The sequence below is a fragment of the Sphingobium sp. PNB genome (genome assembly GCF_019873065.1).
Classification (GTDB): Bacteria; Pseudomonadota; Alphaproteobacteria; order Sphingomonadales; family Sphingomonadaceae; genus Sphingobium; species Sphingobium fuliginis.
In genome coordinates, this window is the sequence record NZ_JAINEZ010000014.1 from 23,102 (window position 1) to 36,193 (window position 13,092).

At 65.1% G+C, this 13,092-nt stretch carries 10 protein-coding genes; 6 read left to right on the forward strand and 4 right to left on the reverse strand.

Annotated elements, in window-relative coordinates:
• Nucleotides 1–89: 89 nt before the first annotated feature.
• The gene (locus K7W03_RS07175) at nt 90–614 is read right to left on the reverse strand and encodes a hypothetical protein (RefSeq protein WP_226869803.1); all 525 of its coding nucleotides are present in this window, start codon (nt 612–614) and stop codon (nt 90–92) included.
• Between the two features lie 287 nt (nt 615–901).
• Between K7W03_RS07175 and K7W03_RS07180 the strand changes: the two genes are divergently transcribed.
• The 5 genes from K7W03_RS07180 (at nt 902) to K7W03_RS07200 (ending at nt 9,079) form a co-directional block, all read left to right on the forward strand.
• The gene (locus tag K7W03_RS07180; protein WP_025550370.1) at nt 902–1,996 is read left to right on the forward strand and encodes a glycosyltransferase family 4 protein; all 1,095 of its coding nucleotides are present in this window, start codon (nt 902–904) and stop codon (nt 1,994–1,996) included.
• A 107-nt stretch (nt 1,997–2,103) separates the two neighbouring features.
• The gene (locus K7W03_RS07185; protein WP_103000993.1) at nt 2,104–4,353 is read left to right on the forward strand and encodes an amylo-alpha-1,6-glucosidase; all 2,250 of its coding nucleotides are present in this window, start codon (nt 2,104–2,106) and stop codon (nt 4,351–4,353) included.
• A gap of 70 nt (nt 4,354–4,423) precedes the next feature.
• Nucleotides 4,424–5,173 carry an SDR family NAD(P)-dependent oxidoreductase gene (locus tag K7W03_RS07190; RefSeq protein WP_222885867.1) on the forward strand — a complete coding sequence of 250 codons (750 nt, stop codon included), beginning with the start codon at nt 4,424–4,426 and terminating at the stop codon, nt 5,171–5,173.
• 242 nt (nt 5,174–5,415) lie between these two features.
• Nucleotides 5,416–7,734, forward strand: a complete 2,319-nt coding sequence (locus K7W03_RS07195; protein WP_222885868.1) for a TonB-dependent receptor — start codon at nt 5,416–5,418, stop codon at nt 7,732–7,734.
• A 4-nt stretch (nt 7,735–7,738) separates the two neighbouring features.
• Nucleotides 7,739–9,079 (forward strand): alkaline phosphatase family protein, encoded by a 1,341-nt coding sequence (locus tag K7W03_RS07200; RefSeq protein WP_222885869.1) that lies wholly within the window; start codon nt 7,739–7,741, stop codon nt 9,077–9,079.
• A 42-nt stretch (nt 9,080–9,121) separates the two neighbouring features.
• Here the strand turns inward: K7W03_RS07200 and K7W03_RS07205 are convergent, their stop codons facing one another.
• Nucleotides 9,122–9,640 carry a CYTH domain-containing protein gene (locus K7W03_RS07205; protein ID WP_226869811.1) on the reverse strand — a complete coding sequence of 173 codons (519 nt, stop codon included), beginning with the start codon at nt 9,638–9,640 and terminating at the stop codon, nt 9,122–9,124.
• Nucleotides 9,641–9,931: 291 nt separating this feature from the next.
• On the opposite strand from K7W03_RS07205, the gene K7W03_RS07210 reads away from it, so the two are divergent.
• Entirely contained in the window at nt 9,932–10,300 is a 369-nt protein-coding gene (locus tag K7W03_RS07210) for a YciI family protein (RefSeq protein ID WP_222885870.1), read from the forward strand.
• Nucleotides 10,301–10,402: 102 nt separating this feature from the next.
• Here K7W03_RS07210 and K7W03_RS07215 read toward each other — a convergent pair whose 3' ends face one another.
• Both K7W03_RS07215 and K7W03_RS07220 read right to left on the reverse strand, forming a co-directional pair.
• Complete coding sequence (locus K7W03_RS07215; RefSeq protein ID WP_222885871.1) at nt 10,403–11,605, reverse strand: alpha-hydroxy acid oxidase; 1,203 nt, start codon at nt 11,603–11,605, stop codon at nt 10,403–10,405.
• A gap of 76 nt (nt 11,606–11,681) precedes the next feature.
• Nucleotides 11,682–13,079, reverse strand: a complete 1,398-nt coding sequence (locus K7W03_RS07220; RefSeq protein ID WP_222885872.1) for an FAD-binding oxidoreductase — start codon at nt 13,077–13,079, stop codon at nt 11,682–11,684.
• Nucleotides 13,080–13,092: the final 13 nt, after the last annotated feature.

Consider the following 13,092-nt stretch of genomic DNA (forward strand, 5'->3'; position numbering starts at 1 on the left):
TTGCCGAGCGTTACAAATTGTTGCTCAAGCATTTTCCGGTTGCGGCAGGCGCATGGAACATCCTCCCGGTCTTCCGATGGGAGGGCGGATCAGGCCATGCGCATCAGGGCGGGGGCATGGATCGTCCGGCCGGCGATATGATCCAGCAGCGACGCCAGCCACAGCGCATCGCTCGCCGCGCGGTGGCGATGCGGCTGGACCGAGTCGGCAAGGGCGACCGCTTCCATGATCTGCCGCTCGTCCGCGCGATGCTCGTCCAGCAGCAGCGAGACATGATCGATGAGGAAGGGCGTCGCCTGCCCCGCCGCGTCGGCCAGCGTGTCCAGCCAATATTGGTCGATCATGCTGTCGGCCACCATCCGCTGCCCCGCGCAGGCGTCGGCCAGTTCGGCCAGCACGGTTTCGACGGGCAGGCCTTCGCGCTCCACCCGGTCGCGGCTCAGGCCGTGCAGCGCCTCCGCCTCGGCCGACCAATGCCATCCGGCCCAATCGTCATGCGGCCGGATCAGCCAGCTTCGCGCCTGGCCCTTGAGGGCGATACCGACTTCGATGGGATAGGACAGGCCGTGCCGGGGCAGGCACGATGCCTCGAAATCGATCGTGATGACCGTCAAATTGCTCTCCATATTTCAAGGCCATGTCGCCCCTCTTCAGACCGGCCGGCCAGATTTTCGCTGTCGCTCACCTAAGCGGCGACTATGTCAGTCCGAAGTCAGCGGCGCGAAAAATGATGCGGACGGGCGCTTTCCGTCGACCGGCCGAAAAACGCCCGCCCACCGGAAAATCCCGACATGGAAGCGCAATCGCCATGCAACCTGCGGGCCTTTCACGCTTTTAACGGGGGCGCCCACCGCAGGTCGGGGGATCGGTGGCGGCGCGATCTTCGAAGGGATGCCCGACCATGAAAATTGCACAGATTGCTCCGCTTGCCGAAAGCGTGCCGCCGCGCCTCTATGGCGGTACCGAACGCATCGTGTCCTACCTGACGGAGGAACTGGTGCGTCAGGGTCATGAGGTGACGCTGTTCGCCAGTGGCGACTCCGTGACCGCGGCGGAACTGGTGCCGGTGACAGACATGGCGCTGCGGCTCAATCCCGACGTGCGCGACCCCATCCCCTATCACATGATCCTGCTGGACGCCGTGCGCCGCCGGGCCGACGAATTCGACGCGCTGCATTTCCATATCGACCTGCTGCACATGCCGCTGGTCCAGGATTTCATCGGCCGCACGGTGACGACGCTGCACGGCCGGCTGGACCTGCCCGATCTTCCCGCCTTCTACCGCGCCTTTCCCGATCACAGCCTGGTGTCGATTTCCGACCATCAGCGGCTGCCGATGCCGCCGGTGAACTGGGCAAGGACGATCCACCACGGGCTGCCCGCCGACCTGCTGCCGCCCCGCACCGGCCCCAGCGACGGCTACCTTGCCTTTCTGGGACGGATTTCGCCCGAAAAACGCCCCGACCGGGCGATCCGCATTGCCGCCCGCGCCGGACTGCCGCTGCGGATCGCGGCGAAGATCGATGCGGTGGACCGCGCCTATTGGGAGGAGGAGATCGCGCCGCTGGTCGAACGCTATCCCAATATCCACTATATCGGGGAGATCAACGAGGCGCAGAAGGCCGAATTCCTGGGCCGGGCAAGCGCCCTGCTGTTCCCCATCGACTGGCCCGAACCCTTCGGCCTGGTGATGATAGAGGCCATGGCCTGCGCCACGCCGGTCGTCGCCTTCCGCTGCGGCTCCGTCCCCGAGGTGATCGACCATGGCCAGTCGGGCTATATCGTCGAGAGCGAGGATGAAGCGGTCGCGGCGGTTCGCCGACTCCACGAACTCGACCGCGCGCAGGTGCGCGCCGCCTTTGACGCACGCTTCACGGCAGAGCGGATGGCGGCCGATTATGTTCAGCTTTATCATGATCTTCCCGGCGCGCGGACGCAGGCCGCGATGCTGCGCCGGCTACGCGGAGAAGGTTCGGAACTTCAGGTCGTGGGATAGGGCATTTTCAACTGGACCGTTTACGGTCGACAGCCCGGAAAATGCGGCATCAAAGGACAGGAGCGTTTTCACCCGTCGTGAAAACGCTCCGGCATCAGGAGAGAGGCATGACGGCAAGCCAGTTGCAGCCGGAAAACCCCAGCCCTTCGGTCCCGAACGCCGGTCACGGCGTCGATCCGGGACAGGCGCTGTCGCAGGCGCAGACGCAATTCTTCATCCCGGCGACGGCGTCGCTGCATGAGCGGCGGCCGCGAACGCTGAAACATGGGGACAGCTTCGCCGTCTTCGACCATAGCGGCGATGCGATTGCCGGTCCGGGCAGTCCGGAAGGACTATATCATCGCGACACCCGGCATCTGTCGCACCTCTACCTCACCATCAACGACACCCGGCCGATCCTGCTGAGTTCTGGCCTTCGCGACGACAATGCGATGCTGACCTGCGACCTCACCAATCCCGATTTTCCGGGCGGGGACGGCCGGGTGGCGGTCGAACACGATCTCATCCACCTGCGCCGCACCCGTTTCCTGTGGGAAGGCGCGGTGCATGAACGGATCACGATCCGCAATTTCGATACGGAGGTCCGCACCGTGGCGGTGAATATCGGTTTCGCCGCCGATTTCGCGGACCTGTTCGAGATACGCGGCATGACCCGTCTGCGGCGCGGCGCCGTGCGGGAACCTGTGATCGGCCCAAAGTCCGTGCTGCTGGGCTATGACGGGCGCGACGACAAGCGGCGCGAAACGCTGCTGCGCTTCGATCCCGCTCCCCAGATCCTGACGGAAAGCCGCGCACGCTTCGAGGTGGCCGTGCCGCCCGGCGAGCGGCGCACGCTATATCTGCAAATCTGCTGCCAGCCGCAGGATGACGAGCCGGTGGGCGACCTGTCCAAGCATTTCCTGAAGACGCTGCGCGAATCCATGCAGGCGCTGAAGCAGGCGCGCACGCGCGGGGCGACCGTGCGCTCCTCCAACCAGCTTTTCAACGAGGTGGCCCGGCGGTCCGTGGCCGACATCACGATGTTGTCGACCGACACCGAATATGGGCCCTATCCCTATGCCGGCATTCCCTGGTTCAGCACCGTCTTCGGTCGCGACGCGATCATCACCGCGCTGGAGACGCTGTGGCTGGACCCGGCGATCAGCCGCGGCGTGCTCGGCTATCTGGCCGCGCATCAGGCAACCGAATATGACGCCGCCGCCGATGCCGAACCGGGCAAGATCCTGCATGAAGTGCGCCATGGCGAAATGGCGGAACTGGGCGAAGTCCCCTTCCGCCATTATTATGGCAGCATCGATTCGACGCCTCTGTTCGTGATGCTGGCCGGCGCCTATCTGGAAAGAACGGGCGACAGCGGCTTCATCGCCTCCATCCTGCCCCATGTCGAGGCTGCGCTGAGGTGGATAGACGAGCATGGCGACCGCGACGGCGACGGGTTCGTCGAATATGGCCGGCTGACCGACCAGGGGCTTGTCAATCAGGGATGGAAGGACAGCCATGATTCGGTCTTCCATGCCGATGGCAGCATTGCGCGCGGCCCGATCGCGCTGGCGGAGGTGCAGGCCTATGTCTATGGCGCGTGGCGGGCGGCGGAGGCGATCTTCACCGCCCTCGGCGATCCGGACAGGGCGCTGAACCACCGCGCGCGGGCGGACGATCTGCGCGATCGTTTCGACGCCGCCTTCTTCGACGCCGGGATCGGCACCTATGTGCTGGCGCTGGATGGGGATAAGAGGCCGTGCCGCGTCCGCTCCTCCAATGCCGGGCACGTGCTGTTCACCGGCCTCGCGAAGGAGGCGCGCGCCGACATGGTGGTGCACACGCTGATGGCGCCGGCCTCCTTTTCCGGCTGGGGCGTGCGGACCATCGCCTCGACGGAGGCGCGCTACAATCCGATGAGCTATCATAACGGATCGATCTGGCCGCATGACAATGCGCTGATCGCGGCGGGCTTTTCCCGCTATGGCTACCGGACGCAGGCGGCCCAGATCTTCGAGGGGCTGTTCGCGGCCGCGACCTATGTCGACCTGATGCGGCTGCCCGAACTGTTCTGCGGCTTTCCCCGGCGGCGGGCGCAGGGGCCGACATTCTATCCCGTGGCGTGCAGCCCGCAGGCCTGGTCCGCGGCGGCGCCCCTGTCGCTGATCCAGTCGAGCCTGGGCCTGACCTTCGATGTCGCGGGGGCGGAGATTGCCCTGCGCGATCCCACCCTGCCCCGCTTCATCGACGAGCTGACGCTCTACGGCCTGCGCCTAGGGGACGCGGCGGTGGACATCGCCTTCGACCGGATGGGCGACAAGGTGGTGGTGAAGCCGCTCGACCGGAAGGGGCATGCGCGCGTCGTGACCATTGCCTGACAAATGGCGCTTGGCATTGCCGCAAATGGGCTTACATCCCCGGCCATTGGCTGACAGGATGGAATGAAGCATGGCAGGGACGGCGCTGATCACCGGAGCAACCGCGGGCATAGGCGCCGCATCGGCGCGGCGTTTCGTCGCCGCCGGGTGGAAGGCGATAGTCACCGGGCGCCGCGCAGAACGGCTGGACGCGCTGGTTGAGGAACTGGGCGCGGACAGGGTGCATGCGATCAGCTTCGACATGCGCGACGAAGCCGCCATCGACGCGGCCTTGGCCGCCCTGCCTCCGGGCTTTGCCGATGTCGACCTGCTGATCAACAATGCGGGACTGGCATTGGGCACGGCGCCGGCGCAGCAGGCCGATCTCGACCAGTGGCGCCAGATGATCGACACCAATGTCACCAGCCTCGTCACCATCACCCACAAGCTGCTGCCCCGCCTGATCGAGCGCAGGGGGGCGATCATCAACATCAGCTCGGTCGCGGCGACCTATCCCTATGCGGGCGGCAACGTCTATGGCGGGACCAAGGCGTTCGTCAGCCAGTTCTCGCTGGGGCTGCGGTCGGACCTGCATGGCACGGGGGTCCGCGTGACGTCCATCGAACCGGGCATGGTCGAAACCGAATTCACCCTGGTCCGCACTGGCAGCCAGGCGGCATCGGACGCGCTCTATGGCTCCGCCAATCCGATGACGGCGGAAGATATTGCGGAAACCCTGTTCTGGGTCGCCAGCCAGCCGCCCCATCTGAACCTCAACCGCATCGAACTGATGCCGGTCACCCAGTCCTTGGCCGGCTTCCAGGTCGCTCGCGAGGGCTAGGCAGCGTGGACATGTTCATGACCTCGCCGGACTGATTGATCGGGTGGCTGCAAGACATTCCGAATTCGTCCACGCGGCCGGGAACCTATTCCCTCATCCGTCAACTTGCCCATCACGCCACGCCATTGTGACATCCCCGTCACAAAAACGTCTCCCTCCAGTCAAACAGCCCACATCGCAGTGCAACATTGAACCGCTAGGGCGCCCCCCAATCCACGATTGCGGAAAAAGGGGAAGTCCACATGCGTATCGCCACCGCCCTGCTGATGGCCTCGACGGCCATGGCCGCCATGCCAGCCTTCGCGCAGGAAGCCGCGCCTGTTCCGTCCGCCGCCGACGCGGCGGCCGAGGGTGCGAACATCATCGTCTTCGGCCGGGGCGAAACCCGTCAGGTTCAGGAAATCCAGGCGCAGGACATCGTCACCCTGACGCCCGGCACCAACCCGCTGAAGGCCATTGAAAAGCTGCCCAGCGTCAATTTCCAGTCGGCCGATCCCTTCGGCAACTATGAATGGTCGCAGCGCGTCACCATCCGCAGCTTCAGCCAGAACCAGCTCGGCTTCACCTTCGACGGCATTCCGCTGGGCGACATGAGCTATGGCAATCACAACGGCCTGCACATCACCCGCGCGATCAGCTCGGAAAATATCGGCAGCGTGCGCGTGTCGCAGGGCGCCGGCTCCATCGGCACCCAGGCGACCAATGCGCTGGGCGGCACGATCGAACATTTCTCCGCCGATCCAGCCGACTATCTGACCGGCGGCGCGCTGGCCGGCCAGGGCAACCTCACCTATGGCAGCGACGAAAGCTGGCGCGGCTTCGCCCGTCTGGCGCTGGGCAGCCGCGACGGCATCCGGGGCTATGTCTCCTACGCCTATGGCTCGACCGACAAATATAAGGGCAATGGCACGCAGGACCAGCATATGGGCAATGCCAAGGTCGTGATCCCTGTCGGCGACGTGACGGTCGACGGCTGGCTCAGCTATTCCGACCGGCGGGAACAGGATTATCAGGACATGTCGATGTCGATGATCCGGCGGCTGGGCTGGGATTGGGACAACACCTATCCCGATTATGCCCGCGCCATCGACTATGCCAGCCGCCTGAACGATGTCGATCGGGTCAGCAACAGCGGCGGGTCGCCCTTCCCCGATGGCCGCTACGACTATAGCGGCGCGCTCGTTTCCGGCGGGCAGGTCTATCCCGGCAACGTCACCAGCGCGGACGACGCCTATTATGACGCAGCCGGCCTGCGCAAGGACTGGCTGGGCGCTCTGGGCATCGCCGCCCCACTGGGCGAGCGGGCCAGCTTCAAGCTCAAGGGCTATTATCACCACAACAAGGGCATGGGCCTGTGGGCGACGCCCTATGTGCCCAGCCCCAACGGCGTGCCGATGTCGGTCCGCACCACCGAATATGAAATGGACCGGATCGGCGTCTTCGGCAGCGTCGACTTCGCGCTGGGCATCCAGAATTTCACGGTCGGCGGCTGGTATGAGAACAACGAATTCAACCAGGCCCGCCGCTTCTACGCCTTCGCCAGCCGGACCGAGCCGGGCCTCAGCTTCCGCGACTATCCGAAGAACCCCTTCGCGACCCAGTGGGAATTCGACTTCACCACCGACACCATCCAATATCATGTGCAGGACAGGATCGACCTTGGCATGGTGAAGATCGACCTGGGCTGGAAGGGGTTCAAGGTCACGAACGAGGCCGACGCCGTGGTGCAGGCCAGCTTCCCGGAGGGCCGCATCAAGGCCGAGGACTGGTTCCAGCCCCATGCCGGTTTCGCGGTCGAACTGTCTCAAAACGCAGAGGTCTTCGGCGGCTTCACCCAGGCGACCCGCGCCTTCGCCAGCGCGACGACCACCGGTCCCTTCTCGACCAACCAGACCGGCTTCGACGCGATCAAGGGCAGGCTGAAGCCCGAAGCATCGGACACCTATGAACTGGGCCTGCGCTACCATGACGGCATCTTCAACGGCGTGATCGGCGCCTATCTGGTCAACTTCCGCAACCGCCTTCTCGCGGTGCAGGTCGGCAGCCCCATTCAGGGCTTCGCCTCGGCGCTCCAGAATGTCGGCAATGTCCGCGCGATCGGCGTGGAAGCGGCGGGCACGCTGGCGCTGGGCGGCGGTTTCAGCCTCTATGGCTCCTACAGCTACACCGACTCCACCTATCGCGACGATGTGGTGGACGACAGCGGCGCCGTCACGCCGATCAAGGGCAGGACCGTCGTCGACAGCCCCAAGCATATCGCCCGGGGCGAGATCAGCTACGACCATGAGGGCGCGTTCGGCCGGATCGGCGTCAACTACATGTCGCGCCGCTATTACACCTACACCAACGATCAATCGGTGCCGGGCCGGGTGATCGTGGACGCCAGCGTCGGCTATCATTTCAACGAGAATCTGGAATTGCAGCTCAACGCCACCAACCTGCTGGACAAGCGCTACGTCAGCACCATCGGTTCGGGCGGTTTCGGCAATAGCGGCGATGCGCAGACCCTGCTGGTCGGCGCTCCCTCGCAATTCTTCGCCACCTTGAAGGCGGGATTCTAAGGCGATGAACAAGGCCGCGCTGCTCCTCGCCGCCCTCGCCGCCCTTCCGGGCGCGGCGCTGGCGAACCCGGTCCTGCTGATCTCCATCGACGGGCTGCGCCCGGGCGACGTGCTGGAAGCGGACAGGCGCGGCCTTGCCATCCCCAATCTGCGCCGCTTCGTGAAGGAGGGGGCCTCCGCTTCGGGCGTGACGGGGGTGCTGCCCACCCTCACCTACCCCAGCCATACGACGCTGATCACCGGCGTTGCGCCCGCGCGGCACGGGATCACCGCCAATAACAGCTTCGATCCCAATGGCATCAACCAGGGCGGCTGGACCTGGTACGCCTCCGACATCCGGGTGCCGACATTGTGGGAAGCGGCGACCAAGGCAGGGCTCACCACCGGCAACGTCCATTGGCCGGTCAGCGTCGCGGCCAGCGGCGTGACCTGGAACCTGCCGCAGATCTGGCGCACCGGCCATGCCGACGACGTGAAGCTGCTGGATGCGCTGGCGACGCCGGGCCTCAGGGCGGAACTGGAACGCGCGACCGGCAGGCCCTATGCCATGGGGATCGATGAAAGCCTGTCGGGCGATGAAAATCGCGGCCGCTTCGCCACCGCCCTGATCGAAAGCCACAGACCCGGTTTCCTGACCGTCTACCTGACCGCGCTGGACCATGAGCAACATGCGAAGGGCCCGGACACGGCCGAAGCGAAGACCGTGCTGGAAAGGATCGACGGCATCGTCGGCCGGATCGTCGCGGCGGAGCGCAAGGCGCATCCCGATGCGGTGATCGCGCTGGTCAGCGACCATGGCTTCCAGGCGACGCACAGCGCCGTCAACCTGTTCCGCCCCTTTATCGACGAAAAGCTGATCGTGCTGGACAAGGACGGCAAGGTCGCATCCTGGCTGGCCATGCCCTGGATTTCCGGCGGATCGGCCGCGATCATGCTGGCCCGGCCGGGGGATGAGGCACTCGCCGCGCGGGTCAGGGCGCTGCTCGACAGGCTGGCCGCCGATCCCGCCCATGGCATTGCCCATATCGCCGACCGCGAACGGATCGCCCGCATGGGCGGCAATCCGCAGGCGGCCTTCTACGTCGATCTCCAGCCCGGCTTCGTGACCGACATCTTCCGCGGCCCCGCCGCGCCCCTGGTGGCGCCCGCCCCGATCAGGGGCATGCATGGCTATTTTCCGGGACCGGCCAATCTGCAATCGACCTTCCTGCTGATGGGCGAAGGCGTACCCGCCGGGCGGAAGCTGGGACAGATCGACATGCGGGCCATCGCCCCCACCCTGGCGCGGATCATGGGCGCCAGTCTGCCCGATGCCGAAAAGCCGGCGATCGATCTGCGCCCCTGACCCGGCGGCAATGGCGGATGAGTCCTTGTCTGATCCTCTGGGTCAGACCGCCGCCTCGAACCCCCGCATCAGCGCGATGGCGGAGTTGCGGAAGCGGGGGTCGCTGGTCACCTCGTCCCCGACCCAGTCCGGCAGGTCGAAGCGTTCGTCAATCGACCGCATCTCGACCTCCGCCAGGACCAGCCCTTCCGCCGCCCCGGCAAAGACGTCGACTTCCCAGACCTTGCCATCATGCGGCACGCGATAGCGGGTCTTCCTGATCAGCGTATCGACGCAGAGCCGGTCGAGCATGTCCTCCGCATCCGCCGCGGGTATCGCATATTCGAACTCGTCCCGGACCAGGCCCGCCCGCGCACTCTTGACGGTAAGCCAGGCCCCGTCCGCCGACAGGCGCACCCGCACGCTGGCATGGCCGTCATGCGCGACATAACCCTGCCGCAAGTCCCGCCCCGCGTCCGCCATCGCCCGCCATTCATCGCTCACGACCAGGAATTTCCGTTCGATCTCGACTGCCATGAACGCTCCGACGAAGGATCGCCAGCGGCCGGCGAACTGATCCATGTTTAGCGCATGTCGGACATGAACGGGAGTCGGTTCGTCGCGATTGAGCAATGACTCTTCCCGGACCGGCCGGCATGGAAGGGCGGCCGCCCCATGCGGTCATAGGTTGATCCGGCGCGCTTTCTCCTACATTCTAAGGCACGCTGCGTTAAATCGGGGGCAGGTCCTCCCGGTCTCCGTTGCCGCATCCTTTCAGGCAGAAACCCCTTTCCCACTTTTCTGCACGATGCTCCAGGACGGAACGGCAGCATATAGGCTGTATCGACAGCCAGCCCTGACAGGAGAAAAGCCATGCGCGTGATGGTGCTCGTAAAGGCCACTGAGGACAGCGAACGAGGTTTCGTCGCGACTCCAGAGACTCAGGCGGCGATGGAAGCCATGGGCCGGTTCAACGACGAACTGGCGGAGGCCGGCATCCTGCTCGCCGCCGACGGCCTGACGCCCTCTTCCCAAGGCAAGCGGATCGCCTTCGACGGTCCGAACCGGACGGTCATCGACGGCCCTTTCGCACAGGCCCGCGAACTGGTCGCCGGCTTCTGGCTGTGGGAAGTCAAGGACATGGAAGAGGCCGTGGCCTGGGCGAAGCGCTGCCCCAACCCCATGCCGGGACCGAGCGAGATCGAAATCCGGCCGATTTACGACCTGGCCGATCTTTCCTGAGATGCCGGGGGGCAACAGGTCAAGGATTCGACGGGAAGGGCGCATATCCCCTCCCCCCGCGCCAGGGGCCCGTGGCTGGGAGCGGTTCGAAGCTGCCGGGCCCTAACCGCGATGACGGATTGGCGGAACCTCTTCGCCTGTTTTCAATATCCAGGATCGGTCCAGATCGCGGACCGAGCGGCATCCCATCAAAATGAGCGTGCGATGCAAATCCGATCGCAACAGTTCGATGATCTCCCCAACACCCTTTTCTCCAGCCACCGCCAAACCGTAAAGATAGGGGCGGCCCAGGAAGACGCCGGTCGCGCCAAGGCACAGGGCCGTCACAATATCCGCCGCCCGCCTTACCCCGCCATCCAGATAGATTTCGGACCGACCGCCGATCCTGTCGGAAATGGCCGGCAATGCATCGATCGACGCCATGGCCCGATCGAGCTGACGCCCGCCATGGTTGGACACGACAATGCCATCGGCGCCGACAAGATCGATCGCCTTTTCCGCGTCATCGGCGTCCAGAATGCCCTTGATGTAGAAACGTCCCCGCCACTGGTCCCGCATCCATCGCAGGTCGTCCCAGCCCAGATCCTGCTGCATGGCGCGCCAAGCCTGCCTTGCCCCAGCCGCCCCGTCGAACCGCAACCGTTCTGCCTCGACATAATGAACCGGCACATTGCGGCGATGCAGCAGCGCGTTCGCCATCCATCGGGGCCGGCGCGCGATGTCCAGAATACGCGCGGGTGTAAGGACCGTAGGCATGCCTATTCCGGCTCGGCGCTCGCCTTCGCGATTTCCCGGCACGGGCACGTCGACGGTGACGATCAGGGCGCCATAGCCCGCATCGCTCGCGCGCCGCATCAACCAGGACGCCACCGGCCGGTCGGCAAAGGGATAGAGCTGAAACCAGTGGTTGCTCTTCGTGGCCTGCGCGACCTCCTCGATCGAATAGCAGGACGCCGTGCTCAGCGCCAGTCGGGTGCCCGCCGCTTCCGCGGCGCGGGCGGCTGCGACATCCCCGCTCCAATGCGAGGCGCCGGCCAGCCCGGTCGGCGCCAGCGCGACCGGAAGGCTGACGTCGACGCCGCACATGATCGTGCCCAAGGACGGCGCCGCCTGTCCTGTCAGACAGCGCTGCCGCAATTTCCAGCGGGTGAAGGCGGCCTCATTGTCGAGCCGCGTCAGATGATCTCCCGCACCGCTTTCCACATATGTCCAGATCATGTCGGGAAGGATGCGGCGCGCCCGCTTCCGGTAATCCTCTATGTTCTGCAGCGCGCTGAAATCCCGCCAAGCATATCGAAACGCCATTGAATCTCCAAATCTGCGCCTGACCGCATCGTCCCCATGCCCGCGCCGGAAGGCCGCCGGGCCGACCTGCCCGGCCTTATCCGGCGGCAGGGAAAACCTTGCCGGGGTTCAGCAGGTTCAGCGGGTCGAGAGCCTGTTTGAGCGACCGCATCAGCGCGATTTCCTCCCGGGAGCGCGATCGATCGAGAAATTCCAGCTTCGCCTGCCCGATGCCATGTTCGGCGGCTATCGAACCGCGATATTGACGGACAGCGTCATAGACCAGGCATTCGGTCGCATGCATGACCTGCGGATCATGCAAGGCGGGGTGGCTCACGATCAGATGCATGTTGCCGTCGCCGCCATGTCCATAGTGCAGGACCACGGCGCCCGGCAGCATCTCGCCCATTTTCGCATCGGTCTGTTCGATGAACCGGTCCATATCGAGCAGCGAAAGACTGATGTCGAAGCCCGCAAAAGGGGAGAGGGCCGCCAGCGGTTCGAGCAGATCTTCCCGCAAGGCCCAGATATTCTGCCTTTCACGCTCCGATTGGGCAATGACGACATCATGGACGAGCCCGCCGTCGAATATGGCCGACAGGACTTCCTCGAACACCTGCCGATCGCGCTCCGGGTGAGAACCCAGCGCTTCGACTATCGCATATAGCCGATATTCCGGCGACATGGGCAAGGGACGGCGGGCCGATTGCGCCAGGCCGATGACGTTGAAGAAATCCCTCCACATCAGTTCGAAGCTGGACAGCCGCCCGTCCAGATCCCGTTGCAACCGGCGAAGCAGCCGGCTTGCCTGCTCGACCGTATCGAACGCCAACAGGGCGGTCTGCGCCGTCGTGGGAAGCGGCCGCAACCGCAGGACCGCCTGGGTGACGATGGCCAGCGTGCCCTCGCTGCCGATGAAGAGATGCTTCCAGTCATAGCCGGCATTGTCCTTCAGCACCTTGCCCAATCTCGACACCACCGTGCCATCGGCAAGGACCGCTTCCAGCCCCAGCACCATATCGCGCATCATGCCCCAGCGCAGGGTTCTGAGGCCGCCCGCATTGGTCGCTATGTTGCCGCCGATCGTCGCGCTGCCGCGCGATCCGATGTCCAGCGGCATCAGCAGGCCTTTGCCAGCGGCCGCCTCCTGCAGGGACTGGAGAGTGACGCCGGCTTCGGCGGTGATGGTCATGGCATCCTCGTCGATCTCAAGGATCCTGTTCATCCGTTCGAGCGACAGGATGATGCCGCCATCCGTGCAGGCCGTGCCGCCGACGCCCCCTGTCCCGCCGCCCAGAACGGTGACCGCGATGCGTGCCTTGCGCGCCGCCTCCATCACCCGCGCCACCTCCCCCGTGCTTCCCGGGCGGACGACGCAGGATGGAGAGCAGGTGTAGAGGCCAAGCAGGTCCGTTCGATAGCGCTGGTCGATTTCATCCCCGGCAAAGCAATGGGTCCTGCCGACGATGGATCGAAGTTCTTCCCTATGATCCATCACGAGAATTGGC

Coding starts and splice junctions, on each gene's coding strand:
- K7W03_RS07215 (WP_222885871.1), bottom strand. CDS start 11,605: ATGGCGTTTCGATATGCTTGGCGGGATTTCAGCGCGCTGCAGAACATA.
- K7W03_RS07185 (WP_103000993.1), top strand. CDS start 2,104: ATGACGGCAAGCCAGTTGCAGCCGGAAAACCCCAGCCCTTCGGTCCCG.
- K7W03_RS07180 (WP_025550370.1), top strand. CDS start 902: ATGAAAATTGCACAGATTGCTCCGCTTGCCGAAAGCGTGCCGCCGCGC.
- K7W03_RS07200 (WP_222885869.1), top strand. CDS start 7,739: ATGAACAAGGCCGCGCTGCTCCTCGCCGCCCTCGCCGCCCTTCCGGGC.
- K7W03_RS07210 (WP_222885870.1), top strand. CDS start 9,932: ATGCGCGTGATGGTGCTCGTAAAGGCCACTGAGGACAGCGAACGAGGT.
- K7W03_RS07190 (WP_222885867.1), top strand. CDS start 4,424: ATGGCAGGGACGGCGCTGATCACCGGAGCAACCGCGGGCATAGGCGCC.
- K7W03_RS07195 (WP_222885868.1), top strand. CDS start 5,416: ATGCGTATCGCCACCGCCCTGCTGATGGCCTCGACGGCCATGGCCGCC.
- K7W03_RS07220 (WP_222885872.1), bottom strand. CDS start 13,079: ATGGATCATAGGGAAGAACTTCGATCCATCGTCGGCAGGACCCATTGC.
- K7W03_RS07205 (WP_226869811.1), bottom strand. CDS start 9,640: ATGGATCAGTTCGCCGGCCGCTGGCGATCCTTCGTCGGAGCGTTCATG.